Here is a 15,318-nt window from a genome sequence, read left to right as displayed (position 1 = left end):
GCCGTGAACGCCTGCTGCGCGACCGCCTGCGCCGCCTCTGAAGCAGGAAGCGTCACCGGCGCCGGTACAAACCGCGCTCAGTGCCGCGCCGCATCCTGCGCATCGAAATGGTGCTTCACCTGAAGCAGGGCGAACAGCACCCCGAAGGCGAACAGCGCCAGCCCGAACAGGAACAGGCTCGTCTCCTGCGCCGCCGCCGCCGCGACGAGGCCGATGAGGGCGATGATGGCGGAGAGGGCCGTGAAGTAGATCATTTCGGCAAATCCTTCTTAGGCAGGTCGTCGAACAGGATGCGGGATGCGGCGCCATCGAGATCTTCGTACTGGCGCGATCGCAGGGTCCAGAGGAACAGCGCCAGGCCCAGAAGCCCGAGGAACAGCGCCATCGGAACCAGCACAACAAGGGCATTCATCAGGCCATCTCCTTCCCGGCACGCAGAGCGTTCAGGATCACGATGATGGAACTGCTGGCCATCACCAGCGCCGCGATCAGCGGCGTGACGAAACCCAGCACCGCGGCCGGAACCGCGACCACATTGTAGATCAGGCTGAAGCTGATGTTCTGCAGCGCCAGCCTCTGCGCCCGCCGTGCCACCGCAATAGCGTATGGCAGCGCCGCCAGGCCATTGCCCCGTAGCACGATGTCCGACGCCGCCTGGGCGATGTCGGTGCCGTTGGCCGGGCTTGCCGAGACATGCGCCATGGCGAGCGCGGCCGCATCATTGATGCCGTCGCCGATCATCAGCGGCCGGGCCCCCGCCGCCCGCAGCGCACCGATCCGCGCGGCCTTGTCCGCCGGCGTCGCCCGCGCCTGCCAGGGGCCGATGCCGGTTGCGACGGCCGCTTCCTCCACCGCTGCCAGGGCGTCGCCGGACAGCAATTCCGTCTCCAGCCCCTGGGCCTGCAATGCCGCGACAACCTCCGCCGCATCCGCGCGCAGACGGTCACTGAAGCGGAAGAGGATCGGGGCTTCGCCGGGCTGGCGAAGATACAGGCTCATGCCGGAATCGGGCGCCTCCGCCACGCCGCAGAAGGCGGCGCTGCCGAGCAGCAGGTCGCCGCGCTGCAGGCCAAAGCCCCGCACCTCGATGACCGCATCCAGCGCCGGCGCCTCCGGGCAGGCGCGGACCAGCGCCTGGGACAGCGGGTGCCGACTGGCTCGCGCCAGGGAAGTCGCCAGCCGCAGGGTCTCGGGCGCCCTGGCCGCGTCCGGCAACAACTCCGGATGACCCTCGGACAGCGTGCCGGTCTTGTCGAGAACAGCGTGGTCGGCGCTTGCCAGCCGCTCGAGCGCCGTGGGGGATGCCACCAGAACACCGCGGCGGAACAGCGCGCCAACGGCGGCCACCTGCACGGCGGGCACCGCGATTGCCAGGCCGCAGGGGCAGGTCACGATCAGCGCGGCCACGGCAGGCACCAACGCCTCCTGCCACGTGACGCCGACGCCGAACCACCAGCCAAGGAAGGTCGCCGCGGCAACCACATGCACGACCGGTACATAGTAGCGCGCTGCACGGTCGGCGATGGAGACGAAGCGCCCACGCCCCTGCTCCGCCCGTTCCAGCAGGCGGCCCAGCGCGGCCAGGGACCCGTCGCGCACCGCCGCGGCCACCCGCATCTGGAAGCCCGGTCCCATATTCACAGAACCGGCCGCCAGCGCCTCGCCGGCCGGCACCTGCCGCGGCACCGATTCGCCCGTGGTTGCGCCGAGGTCGAGCACCACCTCCTCCGCCGCCACGCCATCCAGCCGCAGCCGATCGCCCGAGGCGATCAGCACCATGTCGCCGGCGCGAATGCTCTCGGCCGGCACGGCGCGGGTCGTGCCATCGGCGCAGATCAAGGCGACCGAGCCATCCTGCAACGCCAGCAGTTCCGCCACCGCCTGCCGCGCCCGCCGCCGCATGCCGCGATCCAGCACCCGGCCGGCCAGCAACAGGGTCAGCAGCATGGTGGCGCTGTCGAACCAGGTATAGGGGCCGTTGCGAAACACCTCGCTCAGGCTCATCACCGTGGTGGCGATGACGCCGAGCGACACGGCCAGGTCCATATTCGCCCGGCCTGCATGCAGCGCCCGCCAGGCCGATTTGTAGAAGGGCATGCCGCCGACCAGCACGGTGGGCAGGCCGATCAGCGCGGCGAGCCAATGCATCAGCGCGCGCGTGTGCTCACCCATGTCGCCGCCGACCCAGACGGCGACCGAAACCAGCATCACATTCATCGAGCCGAAGGCGGCGATGCCCAGCGCCCGCAGCAGTGCCTGGCCCTCGGCATCCTCCGTGGCGCGCAGGCAGGCGGGGGACCAGGGGGCGACGCGGAAGCCGAGCCGGGCCACCAGCGCGGCCAGGTCGCGCGCGCGATCCGCGCCGCCCCGCCAGGTGATGGCCAATCGGCGCGCGGAGAGACTGGCGCGGGCACGCAGCACATCCGGCTCCGCCGCCAGGGCCTGTTCGACCAGCCAGACGCAGGCGCCGCAGGTCAGCCCGCTGACCATCAACTCCAGCCGGTGCGTGCCATCCGCCTCCGCGGTCGCAAGAGTGGCGGCGTCGAAGCTGGGCGGCGCCTCGGGCGGCCGCAGGGTGCCGGCGGCAGTTTCCTGCCGACGGTAGAAGGCATCCAGACCCAGCCCACGCACCAGCGCATGGGCACCGCTGCAACCGGTGCAGCAGAAGGCACCCAGCCCCGGTGCCAGCGCCGTGCCGCAATGGGCGCAGTGGCCACGGGATAGATTGGCCTGCTCGGGCAGGAACCGGTTCTTCTGCGCCGGCTCGATGGTCACGACACGATCAGTCGCTGGCGGATTTCAAGGACACTCCCACCGGCACCGCGCAGCACCAGCCGCGCTTCCCACTGGCCGGGAAGGGGTGGCTCCGCCGGGGCCACGAAGCGGCCCGCGCCACCCTGCCGGAAGGCGAGCGGCACCTGCGTGCCATCCAGCGGCCGCTGCAGATGGCCCTCCAGCACGCCGGCGACAGGCTGACCTTGGCGGTCCACAACCGCGACGGAGACCGCGCCGGCCTGGAACGTCACGCGCGCCTGCCAGCCCAGCGCTTCCTGCCGCGCCGCTTCCTGGATCACCTGGTTGTAGGTGCGTCCGCGGTCGAAGGCCTTGCCTGTGGTCAGGCCTGTGAAGGAGGACAGCGCGGCGTAGATCAGCCCGCCATTCACAACGACAACCAGCAGCATACCACCGACGAAGACCCAGGGAATCCAGCGGCTGCGGCGCGGGTCGAAAGGCATCGAGTCATTCATGGCTTCGGTCCCAGGAAGACGCTGTTTGCTGAGGCGGCAACGCGGCCCTCTGCGTCATGCAGCCGGAAGGTGACGTCCATCGTTTCGCGGGGCGCAGCCCCATCGGGGCGGGTCACTAGGACGCGCCACTGCGTGATGCCATCCGGCCGCGTGGTCACCGCGAAGCGGTTGCCATCCATTGGCTGGCCTTCCTGCACCAGCATCCGCAGATCCTGCGGCGCCACGATCTCCAGCACCAGCGTCGTGACCTCGCGGCCCTTGTTGGCGATCTTGAGCGTGTACGCGTTGCGGATGGAGCCATCGGACAGCGTCACGAACAACGGGGCGCGGTCTCGCAGCACGGAGAGCGTCACCGTCTCCCGCAGCAGGAAGGCGCCAAGCATCAACGCGGCCACGGCGCCGAGCAGCGCGGCGTAGAGGATGGTGCGGGGACGGATGAAGCGCGGCACACGCCGCGCCGCCATGCCGCTGGCCATGCGTGGCGGGCCGGGCGGGATGGGCTGGGCGGCCGCGGCCGAAGCCGAGAGATTCGCCAGTGTCTCAAACGCGACCAGGCCCTTGGGCCGATCAAGCCGCGTCATGATGTCGTCGCAGGCATCGATGCAGAGGCCGCAGCCGATGCATTCCAGCTGCTGCCCATCGCGGATGTCGATGCCGGTGGGGCAGACATTGACGCAGGCACGGCAATCCACGCAGTCGCCGACGCCTTCTTCCTTCGACTTTCCGCGCGGTTCGCCGCGCCAGTCGCGATAGGTCACGACCAGCGAATTCTCATCCAGCATCGCGGCCTGAAAGCGCGGCCAGGGGCACATATAGGTGCAGACCTGTTCCCGCGCCCAGCCGGCGAGCAGATAGGTGGTGCCGGAGAACAGGGCGAAGAAGAAGTACACCTCCAGCGAGGCGCGGCCGGTCAGCACCTCCCACGTCACGGTCGGTGCGTCGTTGAAATACATGATCCAGGCGCCGCCGGTGGCGGCCGCGATGAACAGCCAGGCCGCATGCGTCAGCAGCTTCTTGCGGATTTTCGCCAGCGACCACGGCGCCTTGTCCAGCCGCATCCGCTCGTTGCGATCGCCCTGGATCTTGCGTTCGACCCACATGAACAGGTCGGTCCAGACCGTTTGCGGGCAGGCGAAGCCGCACCAGACCCGGCCGAACAGGCTGGTCGCGACGAACAGCCCGATCGACGCGAGCACCAGCAGGCCGGTGAGGAAATAGACCTCCTGCGGCCAGATCTCGATGAAGAAGAAGAACAGGCGACCATTGGCGATATCGACCAGCACCGCCTGGTCCGCGGCACCCGGGCCGCGGTCCCAGCGCAGCCACGGCACGATGTAGTAGGCCGCGAGGCACAGCGCGAGCACCACCCACTTCGCCCGCCGCACCGGCCCGGCCACCGCTTTCGGGTAGACCTTCTGGTGATCGGCGTAGAGCGGCTGCGCGGCGGGCGGCGGCGCGCCCGTGGGACGCAGACGGTCTTTTGGCTGGATGGTGCTCATGGTGCGGCCCTCGGGCCCATCCCCTTCAGTTCTCGCCGCCGCCCAGCGCGTGGACGTAAACGGTCAGCATGTTGACGATGGCCGGATCGAGGCGAGGGCCCCAGGCCGGCATCACGCCTGCACGGCTGTAGGCGATGCTATGCACGATTGAGGCCTTATCGCCGCCGTAGAGCCAGATGCGGTCAGACAGGCGCGGTGCACCGACATCGCGATTCCCTTCGCCACGTTCGCCGTGGCAGGCGGCGCAGTTCTCGGCATACAACTCCGCCCCGCGTCCGGTCGCGGCGGCATCGGTGGTGGCACCGGTCAGGGACAGGACGAACTCCGCCGTGTCATTCACCTGCGGCAGCGCCAGCACGCCATCGGCCAGGAAGCGCGGCATCATGCTGACGCGCTCCTCATCGCTTTCGCCGGCCCGGACACCATGGGCAATCGTGGTCCGGATGGCGTCATGGTTGCCGCCCCAGATCCAGTCGTCATCGGCCAGTGACGGGAAGCCGCCGACCGCGCCCTGGCCCGCCGCGCCGTGGCACCCGGCGCAATTGTTGGCGAAGGCGATGCGGCCGCCGGCGATGGCGAAGCCGCGCAGTTCCGGATCCTCGGCGATCTGCTGCGGCGTTGCCTCACGGATGCGCGCCATCATCGGCTCCATCCGCGCCTGCGCGTTGCGGACATCATCCACCACCGCCTCCCGTGCGATCCAGCCGGTCAGGCCGGTTGCACCCTGGAAGGGAAAGGCCGGATAGACGACGACATAGACCGCCGCGAAGGCAATGCAGGCATAGAAGGTGTAGAGCCACCATTTCGGCAGCGGCGTGTTCAGCTCCCGAATACCGTCCCACTCATGGCCGGTGGTCTCCGTGCCGGTGAGGCTGTCCTTCTCGATCTTGGTAGGCATGCGACGGGACTCCTCAGCGACGGCGGTCGGAAGTGTCTTCACGGAACGGGATGTGCGCGTCCTGTTCAAGCTCTCGCTTCCGCGAAGGCGCCAGCGTGCGCAGCAGGATTCCGATGAAGAGGACGAAGAACCAGACCACCCAGAGGGTGGAAAAAAGCGGCTGTAGGGCGACGAGATCCACGACCGTGCCTCCTCTACTGCTGGCGAACTTGCTCGGGTGTCACGTCGCTGAAGCGAACGAGCGTGCCGAGCATCTGCAGATAGGCAACCAACGCATCCATCTCCGTCACCACGGCGGTGTTGCCGTCGAACACGCCCTGGCGGGCGCGGGCGTAGCGCGCGGTGAAGCCGGAGCCGTCCATGTCGGGCCTGGCCTGTGCGATCAGGTCAGCCCGGGCATTGGAAATCATCTCCGCGGTGTAGGGCACGCCCAACGCGGCCTGGGTGCGCAGATGGTCGGCGACGTCGCCAATGTTCAGCGGCCGGTCGAGGAAGGCGTAGGGCGGCATGATACTCTCCGGCACCACGGCGCGCGGATCGCGCAGATGCGCCGCGTGCCAGTCATCCGAATAGCGCCCGCCGACGCGCGCTAGGTCGGGCCCGGTGCGCTTGGAACCCCACTGGAACGGGCGGTCGTACATGCTTTCCGCCGCCAGGGAGTAGTGACCGTAGCGCTCCAGCTCGTCGCGGAACGGCCGTACCATCTGGCTGTGGCAGAGATAGCAGCCCTCGCGCACATAGATGTTGCGTCCAGCAAGTTCGAGCGGCGTGTAGGGACGCACCCCCTCGACGCGCTCGATCGTGCTTTCCACCGTGAACAGCGGCACGATCTGCGCGAGGCCGCCGATCGAGACGGTGATGAGCGTCAGCACGCCCATCAGGAGCAGGTTCTTCTCGATGATCGCGTGACTGAACCAACGCATGACAGGGCGTCCTTATTCGGCAGGGGCGGGAACGGGTGCGGCGAGGGCGGCCTGCGCGGGTGACGGGGCCTCCTCGGCCAGCTCGTCGCTCGTCACCGTCTTCCAAAGGTTGAAGACCATGATCAGTGCGCCGGCCAGGTACATCACGCCGCCCAGCATGCGGATGACGTAGTAGGGGTACATCGCCGCCACGCTTTCGATGAAGGCGTATTGCAGGAAGCCCAACTCGTCATAAGCGCGCCACATCAGGCCCTGCAGGATACCGGAGACCCACATCGCGGTGATGTAGAGAACGATGCCCAGAGTCGCGATCCAGAAATGCCAGGACACCAGCTTCTGGCTGTACAGCGACTTCTTGTTCCACAGCTTCGGGAACAGGTAGTACAGCGCGCCGAAGGTGATGAAGCCGACCCAGCCCATGGCACCGGAATGCACATGGCCGATGGTCCAGTCGGTGTAGTGCGACAGGGCGTTCACCGCCTTGATCGACATCACCGGCCCTTCAAAGGTGGACATGCCGTAGAAGCCGACGGCGGTGACGGAGAAGCGCAGGCCCGGATCCGTGCGAAGCTTGTCCCAGGCACCGGACAGCGTCATCAGCCCGTTGATCATGCCGCCCCAGGACGGCATCCACAGCATGACGGAGAACACCATGCCGAGCGTCTGCGCCCAGTCCGGCAGCGCGGTGTAGTGCAGGTGGTGCGGGCCGGCCCAGATGTAGAGGAAGATCAGCGACCAGAAATGCACGATGGACAGGCGGTAGGAATAGATCGGCCGGTCCGCCTGCTTCGGGATGAAGTAGTACATCATCCCCAGGAAGCCCGCGGTCAGGAAGAAGCCGACGGCGTTGTGGCCGTACCACCACTGGATCATCGCGTCCTGCACGCCAGCCGCCAGGCCGTAGCTTTTGCCATGGCCGAAGGTGATCGGCAGCGCCAGGTTGTTGACGATGTGCAGCATGGCAACGGTGATGATGAAGGCCAGGTAGAACCAGTTCGCCACGTAGATGTGGGGCTCTTCCCGCTTCACGATCGTGCCGCCGAAGGCCACCAGGTAGTGCACCCACACCACGGTCAGCCAGAGGTCCACGAACCACTCCGGCTCCGCATACTCCTTGCCCTGGGTTACCCCGAAGACGTAGCCGACGGCGGCCGCGACGATGAAGAACTGGTAACCCCAGAACAGGAACCAGGCCATCGGCTCACCGCCGAACAAACGGGCGCGGCAGGTTCGCTGCACCACATACAGGCTGGTGCAGATCAGCGCATTGCCGCCGAAGGCGAAAATCACGGCAGAGGTATGGACCGGCCGCAGGCGACCGAAGGTGGTCCATTCAAGATCGAGGTTGAGCAGGGGCCAGGCCAGCTGCGATGCGATGACGACGCCCATCAGGAAGCCGACCACGCCCCAAAAGACGGTCGCGATCGCGAAGGCCCTGATTGGCGCCTCGACATAGGTGTCGAGCCGCGTGACCGCAGCCGGTCCGGCTAGGTTGGCGGCGTAGCCTGCAGCAGCCATGGCAAAACTCTCCCTCCTCACACCGGGGTCGCAAACAGGGCGGTGTGGCGGGCGCAGATGACCTCCGATTGCTGTCGGCGTCCTTGATGCGGATCAATTGTACGACAGGTCAGGCGCAGTATTCTCCGGGCGGGATCAACGCCAGGAAGCCAGGGCAAGCCGCATGCAGGACGCCGCCGAACCGATGGCCATTCAGCCCTCGCCCCCAATCCACCCCTCCATCCAGAAGGTGCCGCCGGACCGCCCCTGGGCCTGGATCGCCGCCGGTTGGCAGGATCTCATGGCGATGCCGCAGGTCGGCTTCTTCTATGGCGGCGCCCTGGTGGTGGCCGGCTGGCTGCTGAGTGCCATCCTGCTCAATGCCGGATTCGCCTGGGCGGTCCTGCCCGCCACCGCCGGGTTCTTCCTGGTTGCCCCGCTTCTGGGCGCCGGCCTTTACGAGGCCAGCCGCCGGCGTGAGCGTGGGGAGCCTGTGTCCTTCCTGCTGTGCCTGGAGGGCTTCCGCCGCAACGGGCCGCAGCTGGCGCTGATGGGCGTGGTGCTGTTGCTGCTGCACCTGTTCTGGATTCGTACGGCCGGGCTACTGTTTGCCTTGTTCTTCGGCCTGGGCTTCTCACCCGCCATCGAGACGCTGCCCATGGCCATGCTGCGGTCGGACATGCTGCTGCCCTTCCTGGTGATCGGCACCGGCCTCGGCTTCGTCTTAGCTGTGGTCGCCTTCGCGATCTCCGTCATCTCCATCCCGATGATGGTGGATCGCGACATCTCGGTCATTGAGGCTATCCTGACCTCCATCCGGGCCGCGATGCTCAACTGGCAGGCCATGGCGCTCTGGGCCGGGCTTATCGTGGTGTTCACCGCGATGGCGCTGGTGCCCTTTTTCCTCGGACTGGCGCTGGTACTGCCGCTGATCGGCCATGCCACCTGGCATGCCTATCGCGATCTGCTGCGCTGATCAGAACAGGTCGATATCGCTGGCCCTGACCTGCCACGGGGCCAGGCCCATCAGCACGACCCCGCCGCTGCCAAGCGGCAGGAAGGTCCCGGCCGAGATGCTGAACAACGCGGCCGCCGCGGCGGCCGAGGAAGCATAGCTGCCGGCCGGCACCAGCAGCCGGTCCTCCCCCGGGGTGAAATCCAGCACGGTGTCGATGCTGCCATCGGCGTCCATCTGGAACCGGTCGCGCCCCGCACCGCCGCCCAGCGTGTCGTCGCCCAATCCGCCGCGCAGTGTGTCGTCCCCGGCACTGCCGAGCAGCAGGTTGGGCAGGATGTTGCCGGTGATTCTGTTGGCGAGTTCATTGCCGAAGCCGGAAAGGGCCGCCCCCATCAGGACCAGGTGCTCGACATTCGGCGGCAGGGCATATCCGCCACTGGGCAGCACGGCCCAGACGGTATCAATGCCGCCGCCTGCCTCCTCAACGACCTGGTCGTTACGACTGTCGATGAAATAGAGATCGTCGCCGGGGCCACCGAAGAACCACCCGGCCAGCCGGTCCGGCGCCGTGCCATCCAGCGTGTCGGCGCCGGCGGCGCCGCGCAACACATCGCCCGCGCCCATGCCCGCGCGCAGCAGGTCGTCACCATCTCCGCCCTGCAGATGGTCCGCGCCGGCGGCGCCATCGAGCGTGTCGTTGCCGGCACCACCATCCAGCCTGTCATTGCCATCGCCGCCCTGCAGCAGGTCGTTGCCGTCGCCGCCTAGCAGGGTGTCGTGGCCGGCACCGCCTTCCAGCGTATCGGCGCCCGGGCCACCGGCCAGCAGGTCCGCCCCGGCCTGGCCTACCAACCAGTCATTGCCGACCCCACCCGACAGCAGGTCGTCACCCGCACCACCATCCAGGACATCGGCACCATCGTCGCCCAGCAATACGTCGCGGCCATCGCCACCGGACAGGGTATCGTTGCCAGCTTCGCCGAACAGCACATCATCGCCGGCGTCGCCGAAAACCTGATCATTGCCGGTTCCGCCAAAGGCGGTATCAGCGCCATCGCCACCCAGGATGGTATCGTTGCCGGAACCGCCGAGCAGCCAGTCCGCGCCCCCACCCCCATCGAGAAAATCATTGCCGCCACCGCCCGAAAGCGTGTTGCTTCCCTCGTTGCCGTAGAGGCTGTCAGGGCCCGCCCCGCCGAAAGCGGAGATGCCGCCTGCGCCGGCTCTCAGTCGCAACCTCTCGAAATTCTCGGGCAGGGTCATCGTCCAGCCCACCACCAGCTCGTCGACACCGCCATTGGACAGCTCGAGCCAGGTGTCGGTGGGGCTACGCAGCAGATAGACGTCGTTACCGGGACCCCCGATCAGGTGATTGCCGCCGGCACCGCCACCATCGAGCGTGTCAGCGCCGGCGCCACCTTCCAGGCGATCGACCCCCTCTCCGCCATAAAGCCAATCGTCGCCATCATTGCCGAACAGGCTGTCCGCCCCTTCGCCGCCATGGATCGTGTCATTGCCGGCACCACCGCGGAGGCTATCCGCCCCGTCGTAGCCGAACAGGGCATCCTGGCCCGCGTGGCCGAACAGGGCATCGGCAGCGGCGGTTCCGTGCAGCGTATCGGCCGAAAGAGTTCCATCCTGTACCGCGAAGGGGGAAGGCGGACCCGGCTCCAGCACGGTCACCGGGATGCTGAAGCTGGCGATGTTCCGGCCGTCCGAGACCTCGATCAGCACGTCCCGCACCGTGCCGCCCAACCCGATCAGGTCCACGCCCGGCCGCAGCCGCAATTCCTGGTCCAACACTTCGAACCAGGCCGAATCCGGCCAGGCGACGCTGTACTCCAGCGGGCCGTCCGTATCGGGGTCGGTCGCGGACAGGATGCCGATCGGCGCACCCACATCATTGGCCAGGACCACGCCGCCGGAGGCGAAGACCAGATCCTGCGGCGCCGTGTCGTCGAGATCGAGAAGCCGCACGGTGAAGCTGACAGGCAGCGACGCCCAGCCAGCCACGGTCCTGATACTCAGACCAAAGATGAACTCCCGGCCAACGCCCCATTCCTCGGCATCGAAGGCCTGCAGGGGCAGTATCGTCATCAACCGGCTGTCGGTCCGGTAGGTCGAGACAAACAGGCCCGCATCCGGGCCGTTCAGGGCCGTGCCGATGACCTCCGGTCCGAAGGTGAGGTAGGCGACCCAATCGCGGCGGACCGAATTCTCAAAGATCGTGTCGGGTACCGTGCCGGCAAACGCCGCGGACATGAAGGGGCCCCATCCTGGTGCCAGGGCAGAAAGCGTGGTCCGGGTTGAAATGGCGTTAGCGACCCGGCGATTTGCTCAATACCCGTTTGAGAACGCCGGCGGCTAAGGGCCCGTTGGTGTTTTCAAGCGGTCAGTCAGGCCACCAGGCGCACCGCCATGGTTCCCAGCAGCACCGCATTCACCAGGAACAACAGGCCGCCGGCCAACTGGGTGACCGGCCCGGCTCGGCGCAGAAACAGCCGGCCGAGCAGCGCCACCCCAACCAGGGCCGGAATCGTGCCCAGCGAGAAAGCGAGCATGGCCAGGGCGCCTGCCAGCGCGCTGCCCGTTGCCGCGGCGGCGGCGAGTGCCGCGTAAAGCAGCCCGCAAGGCAGCGCCGAGAGCATCAGACCCAGGCCGAATCCATTCCAGCCGCCAGGATTGGCCAGCAGGCTGCCGATGGGCCGCAGCAGGAAAGGGGGGTAGGTCGGCGCCAAGCCCCCCTGTGGCGCGCGGCGCCACGGCCACCAGTGATACCGCGCGGGAAGCAGGCGGCCTAGCGCCTGACGGGCCATCAGCAAGGCCGCGAGCAGGAGCAGCGCCGCCAGCACCTGCCGCAGCCCGGTCACCTGGCTCACCACCCCGGCACTCGCCCCGGCAACGGCACCAAGCGTCGCATAGCCGACGATCCGGCCCAGATGGTACGGGATGAGCGCAGCGCCGGCGAGACGTGCGACAAAGCCGGGCCCGACCCGCCCGGCCATGCTGCTGGCCTGCGCCAGCACGAAAGGCGCGCACATGCCGGCGCAATGGGTCACGCCGCCCGCCAGCCCGGCCATCAACATGGCCAGTGCAACGGATGCCAGGGCGCCCGCACCAAGCGCGGTCAGGTCATGGAGGCAGTTCGCGAGCATGGCCCACCCTATCCTGCCGGCGCCGCCCCGTTCTTGCGCCAGGTCAAGCGGGCATCCGGCCATGCCGCCTGGACGGACGCGGTTGCCACGCCACATGCGTCTGGCCATGCACAAGCCGCAACATCGCGCTGCGCGCCGGGCCGGAAGCGTCCCGGCCGCCCGCTCACCCCGCTATTCCTGCGGCGCGTTAGCGTCTACGCCGCAGCCATGACACCCCTTCCCCTGTGCCTGACCATGGGCGAACCGGCCGGCATCGGCGCCGAGATCTCGGTAAAGGCCTGGCGCCGCCTGCGCGAGTCGGGGCCGGCCTTCTTCTTCATCGGCGACCCGCGCTGCGTGAAGGACGCGCCGGTCGTGGTGATCGAGGCACCGGATCAGGCGGCGGAGGCTTTCGCGGCCGGCCTGCCGGTACTGCCGCTTCCCCTGCCCGCACCACCGCAGCCCGGCCGGCCCGACCCCGCCAATGCCGGGACCGTCATCGCCGCGATCGAGACCGCCGTGCGCCTGTGCCTGGAGGGCCGCGCCGCCGGCGTTGTGACCAACCCGATCCAGAAATCCGTGCTGACCGCCGCCGGCTTCCAGCATCCCGGACATACCGAATTCCTGGGCGAACTGGCGGGCCGCGGGGTTTCGCCCGTCATGCTGCTGGCCTGCCCCGGATTGCGGGTGGTGCCTGTGACGGTCCATGCCGCGCTGGCAGAGGCCATCCGCAGCCTGACCACGGACCTCATCATCGAGCACGGCCGCATCGTGACGGAGGCGCTCCGGCAGGATTTCGGCATCGTGCAGCCGCGCATCGTGGTGGCCGGCCTGAACCCCCATGCCGGGGAGGCCGGGACGATGGGTCGGGAGGATATCGAGATCGTCGCACCCGCCATCGCCGCCCTTCGCCGGGCGGGGATCGAGGCCCGTGGCCCGCTGCCGGCCGACACGCTGTTCACCCCGCGGGCGCGCGCCAGCTATGATTGCGCGCTGTGCATGTACCACGACCAGGCGCTCATCCCGATCAAGACGCTCGACATGGATGGTGGGGTGAATGTGACGCTCGGACTGAGGATCGTCCGCACCAGTCCGGACCATGGCACCGCGCTGGATATTGCAGGCGCCGGTCAGGCCGATCCGGGCAGCCTCATTGCCGCGCTGCGTCTGGCCGCGGACATCGCCATCAGCCGATCAAGGAATGCGCGCCCATGATGCCCCTGCTGCTCTCGATCAACGTGGATCATGTGGCGACGCTGCGGAACGCCCGCGGCGGGCGCTTCCCGGACCCGGTGACCGCGGCCAAGCTGTGCCTATCTGCCGGTGCGGAGGGCATCACCATTCATCTGCGCGAGGACCGGCGGCACATCCGCGACCAGGATGTGGAACGTATGAAGGCCGAAGTGCCGACCAAGCTGAACTTGGAAATGGCAGCCACCGAGGAAATGGTCGGCATCGCCATTCGCGTGATGCCGGAGGCGGTGTGCCTGGTGCCGGAGAAGCGCCAGGAGCTGACCACTGAGGGTGGGCTGGACGTACTGCGAAGCGGCCCCGACTTCGCCGAGGCGGTCCGGCGCCTGACCGGCGCCGGCATCCGCACCTCCATCTTCGTCGAGGCCGATCGCGCCCAGATCGAGGCGGCCGCCAGGCTCGGCGCCAACTGTATCGAGCTGCACACCGGCAGCTATGCCGATGCCACGCCGGCCGAGCGCCCCGCGCATCTGGCGCGCCTGGCCCAGGGGGCGCGGGACGCCGCGGCGGCGGGGCTGCTTTGCCATGCCGGCCATGGCCTGGATTTCGACACCATCGGCGGCATCGCCGCCTTGCCGGAGGTCTCGGAGGTCTCGATCGGGCATTTTCTGGTCGGGCAGAGCGTCTTCGAAGGCCTGCCCGTCGCGGTGCGGCGGATGCGGGATCTGATCGACGCGGCACGCCACCCAGAGGGCTGAGCGCCAGCCTCCGCGCCATTTGCATTTTGCATGGCACACCGGTTGCGTAGGGTTCTGAGCGAAGGCTTCCGGCGACACGACCGGGAGCAGCGCTTGCAGGATGCGAGGCGGCAATGGCGGCAGCGGAAAAGGCAAGGCAGACGATCCCGCTCTGGTCGTTGCGGGCGGCGTTGCCCGCCGAACCGGCGCCGCCCCTGGCACGCTCGGCCACCGTCATTCCCCTGCCACGCGGTGCCGCGCGCCGCCGCCAGGTGCTGACCTACCCGGCCGCCATTGCCGTGCCGCCACGCTGCACCGAGGACGCCGCAGCGCCGGAGCGGCCACTGGCCGCCCTGCCGCTGCTGGCCTTGTCAGCGCCCACGGCGCTGCTGGGGGCGGGCATGATGCTGTTTCACATCCTCGGCTGAACGCCTGGCATCAGCTACTGACGCCCCATTTCTGGCCGATCTCGTCGAAGAAGCCGCTGGCCTGGCGGATGGTGACCCAAGCGTTGAGGAAGTTCAGGAAGACCGGGTCCTGCAAGGGCGCCATGAACGCCATCGGAATCGGGTTGCGCGGCTGATCGCTGAACAGGGAGACCAGTTCTGGGTGTTCGCGGGTGAGGAAAGCGGCCTCGATCACCGTGGACATGGTGGCATCGACGCGTCCGCCCAGCAGTTCCTGCCAGTCCCGCGCCGGGCTTTCCACCCGGCGCAGCGTCGCGGCCGGCAGCGCCTGCTGCACGAATTGCTCCATCGTGGTGCCGAGATTGGTGCCGATGGTCACGCCGCGCTGGTTCAGCGCATCCCAATTGGCGAAGCGGGCGGCATTGCGACGAGTAGTGAGCGGGATGAAGCCGGTGCGGCCCCAGGGAATGGTGAAGCTGGCCGCCATCGCGCGCGCGACGGACATCGAAGTGCCGGTGAAGACCACATCATACTGGTCCGCCTGCAGGCCGTTGATCAGCGTGCGCCAATCGGTCGCGACGAATTCAGGCCGCACCCCCATGTCCCGCGCCAATTGCTCCGCCGCCTCGATCTGGTGGCCGCGATAGCTGCGGGTCGCGGGGTCGCGGAAGCTCATCGGGTTGAAGTCGCCCGTCGTGCCGATGCGGATGCGTCCGGCGGACTGAATCGCCTGCAGGCGACCCCCGCCAGCCTGTTGCGCCAGTGCCTGGGCGGGCAACAGCAAGGATGCGGCGGCGGCAGCAGCCGGTATGTGGCGACGTAACAT

General features: G+C 68.2%; 16 protein-coding genes. 4 read left to right on the top strand and 12 right to left on the bottom strand.

Annotation, left to right across the window (positions count from 1 at the left end):
• Positions 1-77: 77 nt before the first annotated feature.
• The 9 genes from ACFHNC_RS20340 to ccoN are packed head-to-tail and all read right to left on the bottom strand — an operon-like array spanning position 78 to position 8,086.
• Positions 78-254, bottom strand: a complete 177-nt coding sequence (locus ACFHNC_RS20340; protein ID WP_437171073.1) for a hypothetical protein — start codon at positions 252-254, stop codon at positions 78-80.
• On the bottom strand, positions 251-412 hold the full coding sequence (gene ccoS, locus ACFHNC_RS20335) for a cbb3-type cytochrome oxidase assembly protein CcoS (RefSeq protein ID WP_437171072.1): 162 nt from the start codon (positions 410-412) through the stop codon (positions 251-253). The genes ACFHNC_RS20340 and ccoS overlap by 4 nt, the downstream gene beginning before the upstream one ends.
• Positions 412-2,775 carry a heavy metal translocating P-type ATPase gene (locus ACFHNC_RS20330; protein WP_437171071.1) on the bottom strand — a complete coding sequence of 788 codons (2,364 nt, stop codon included), beginning with the start codon at positions 2,773-2,775 and terminating at the stop codon, positions 412-414. Before ACFHNC_RS20330 ends, ccoS begins: the two co-directional genes overlap by 1 nt.
• The gene (locus ACFHNC_RS20325; RefSeq protein ID WP_437171070.1) at positions 2,772-3,248 is read right to left on the bottom strand and encodes a FixH family protein; all 477 of its coding nucleotides are present in this window, start codon (positions 3,246-3,248) and stop codon (positions 2,772-2,774) included. Before ACFHNC_RS20325 ends, ACFHNC_RS20330 begins: the two co-directional genes overlap by 4 nt.
• Complete coding sequence (gene ccoG, locus ACFHNC_RS20320) at positions 3,245-4,747, bottom strand: cytochrome c oxidase accessory protein CcoG (protein WP_437171069.1); 1,503 nt, start codon at positions 4,745-4,747, stop codon at positions 3,245-3,247. Before ccoG ends, ACFHNC_RS20325 begins: the two co-directional genes overlap by 4 nt.
• Positions 4,748-4,772: 25 nt before the next feature.
• The gene (gene ccoP, locus ACFHNC_RS20315; protein WP_437171068.1) at positions 4,773-5,645 is read right to left on the bottom strand and encodes a cytochrome-c oxidase, cbb3-type subunit III; all 873 of its coding nucleotides are present in this window, start codon (positions 5,643-5,645) and stop codon (positions 4,773-4,775) included.
• A gap of 13 nt (positions 5,646-5,658) precedes the next feature.
• The gene (locus ACFHNC_RS20310) at positions 5,659-5,826 is read right to left on the bottom strand and encodes a cbb3-type cytochrome oxidase subunit 3 (protein ID WP_437171067.1); all 168 of its coding nucleotides are present in this window, start codon (positions 5,824-5,826) and stop codon (positions 5,659-5,661) included.
• A gap of 13 nt (positions 5,827-5,839) precedes the next feature.
• Positions 5,840-6,568, bottom strand: coding sequence for a cytochrome-c oxidase, cbb3-type subunit II (gene ccoO / locus ACFHNC_RS20305; RefSeq protein WP_437171066.1), 729 nt, complete (start codon positions 6,566-6,568; stop codon positions 5,840-5,842).
• Between the two features lie 12 nt (positions 6,569-6,580).
• Positions 6,581-8,086 carry a cytochrome-c oxidase, cbb3-type subunit I gene (gene ccoN, locus ACFHNC_RS20300; RefSeq protein ID WP_437171065.1) on the bottom strand — a complete coding sequence of 502 codons (1,506 nt, stop codon included), beginning with the start codon at positions 8,084-8,086 and terminating at the stop codon, positions 6,581-6,583.
• Between the two features lie 163 nt (positions 8,087-8,249).
• Here ccoN and ACFHNC_RS20295 point away from each other — a divergent pair, with 163 nt between their 5' ends.
• Positions 8,250-9,041 (top strand): DUF2189 domain-containing protein, encoded by a 792-nt coding sequence (locus tag ACFHNC_RS20295; RefSeq protein ID WP_437171064.1) that lies wholly within the window; start codon positions 8,250-8,252, stop codon positions 9,039-9,041.
• On the opposite strand, the gene ACFHNC_RS20290 is transcribed toward ACFHNC_RS20295, so the two are convergent.
• Both ACFHNC_RS20290 and ACFHNC_RS20285 read right to left on the bottom strand, forming a co-directional pair.
• Positions 9,042-11,285, bottom strand: a complete 2,244-nt coding sequence (locus ACFHNC_RS20290; RefSeq protein ID WP_437171063.1) for a calcium-binding protein — start codon at positions 11,283-11,285, stop codon at positions 9,042-9,044.
• 134 nt (positions 11,286-11,419) lie between these two features.
• Positions 11,420-12,178, bottom strand: a complete 759-nt coding sequence (locus ACFHNC_RS20285; protein WP_437171062.1) for an urease accessory protein UreH domain-containing protein — start codon at positions 12,176-12,178, stop codon at positions 11,420-11,422.
• 207 nt (positions 12,179-12,385) lie between these two features.
• Between ACFHNC_RS20285 and pdxA the strand changes: the two genes are divergently transcribed.
• The 3 genes from pdxA to ACFHNC_RS20270 all read left to right on the top strand — a co-directional run bounded on the left by pdxA (position 12,386) and on the right by ACFHNC_RS20270 (position 14,513).
• A complete protein-coding gene (gene pdxA, locus ACFHNC_RS20280; protein WP_437171061.1) occupies positions 12,386-13,372 on the top strand; it encodes a 4-hydroxythreonine-4-phosphate dehydrogenase PdxA in 987 nt (328 codons plus the stop codon).
• Complete coding sequence (locus ACFHNC_RS20275) at positions 13,369-14,106, top strand: pyridoxine 5'-phosphate synthase (RefSeq protein ID WP_437171060.1); 738 nt, start codon at positions 13,369-13,371, stop codon at positions 14,104-14,106. Before pdxA ends, ACFHNC_RS20275 begins: the two co-directional genes overlap by 4 nt.
• A 113-nt stretch (positions 14,107-14,219) precedes the next feature.
• Positions 14,220-14,513, top strand: a complete 294-nt coding sequence (locus tag ACFHNC_RS20270) for a hypothetical protein (protein WP_437171059.1) — start codon at positions 14,220-14,222, stop codon at positions 14,511-14,513.
• Between the two features lie 10 nt (positions 14,514-14,523).
• On the opposite strand, the gene ACFHNC_RS20265 is transcribed toward ACFHNC_RS20270, so the two are convergent.
• Positions 14,524-15,318 (bottom strand): transporter substrate-binding domain-containing protein, encoded by a 795-nt coding sequence (locus ACFHNC_RS20265; RefSeq protein ID WP_437171058.1) that lies wholly within the window; start codon positions 15,316-15,318, stop codon positions 14,524-14,526.

The sequence above is a fragment of the Falsiroseomonas sp. E2-1-a4 genome, assembly GCF_051433165.1.
GTDB lineage: Bacteria > Pseudomonadota > Alphaproteobacteria > Acetobacterales > Acetobacteraceae > Falsiroseomonas.
This window is presented reverse-complemented; position numbering and strand designations above follow the sequence as displayed.

Excerpts from the sequence above, each read along its gene's own strand:
- ACFHNC_RS20340 (WP_437171073.1), bottom strand. The coding sequence starts at position 254 with ATGATCTACTTCACGGCCCTCTCCGCCATCATCGCCCTCATCGGCCTC.
- ccoS (WP_437171072.1), bottom strand. The coding sequence starts at position 412 with ATGAATGCCCTTGTTGTGCTGGTTCCGATGGCGCTGTTCCTCGGGCTT.
- ACFHNC_RS20325 (WP_437171070.1), bottom strand. The coding sequence starts at position 3,248 with ATGAATGACTCGATGCCTTTCGACCCGCGCCGCAGCCGCTGGATTCCC.
- ccoG (WP_437171069.1), bottom strand. The coding sequence starts at position 4,747 with ATGAGCACCATCCAGCCAAAAGACCGTCTGCGTCCCACGGGCGCGCCG.
- ccoP (WP_437171068.1), bottom strand. The coding sequence starts at position 5,645 with ATGCCTACCAAGATCGAGAAGGACAGCCTCACCGGCACGGAGACCACC.
- ccoO (WP_437171066.1), bottom strand. The coding sequence starts at position 6,568 with ATGCGTTGGTTCAGTCACGCGATCATCGAGAAGAACCTGCTCCTGATG.
- ccoN (WP_437171065.1), bottom strand. The coding sequence starts at position 8,086 with ATGGCTGCTGCAGGCTACGCCGCCAACCTAGCCGGACCGGCTGCGGTC.
- ACFHNC_RS20295 (WP_437171064.1), top strand. The coding sequence starts at position 8,250 with ATGCAGGACGCCGCCGAACCGATGGCCATTCAGCCCTCGCCCCCAATC.
- ACFHNC_RS20290 (WP_437171063.1), bottom strand. The coding sequence starts at position 11,285 with ATGTCCGCGGCGTTTGCCGGCACGGTACCCGACACGATCTTTGAGAAT.
- ACFHNC_RS20285 (WP_437171062.1), bottom strand. The coding sequence starts at position 12,178 with ATGCTCGCGAACTGCCTCCATGACCTGACCGCGCTTGGTGCGGGCGCC.
- pdxA (WP_437171061.1), top strand. The coding sequence starts at position 12,386 with ATGACACCCCTTCCCCTGTGCCTGACCATGGGCGAACCGGCCGGCATC.
- ACFHNC_RS20275 (WP_437171060.1), top strand. The coding sequence starts at position 13,369 with ATGATGCCCCTGCTGCTCTCGATCAACGTGGATCATGTGGCGACGCTG.
- ACFHNC_RS20270 (WP_437171059.1), top strand. The coding sequence starts at position 14,220 with ATGGCGGCAGCGGAAAAGGCAAGGCAGACGATCCCGCTCTGGTCGTTG.
- ACFHNC_RS20265 (WP_437171058.1), bottom strand. The coding sequence starts at position 15,318 with ATGTTACGTCGCCACATACCGGCTGCTGCCGCCGCCGCATCCTTGCTG.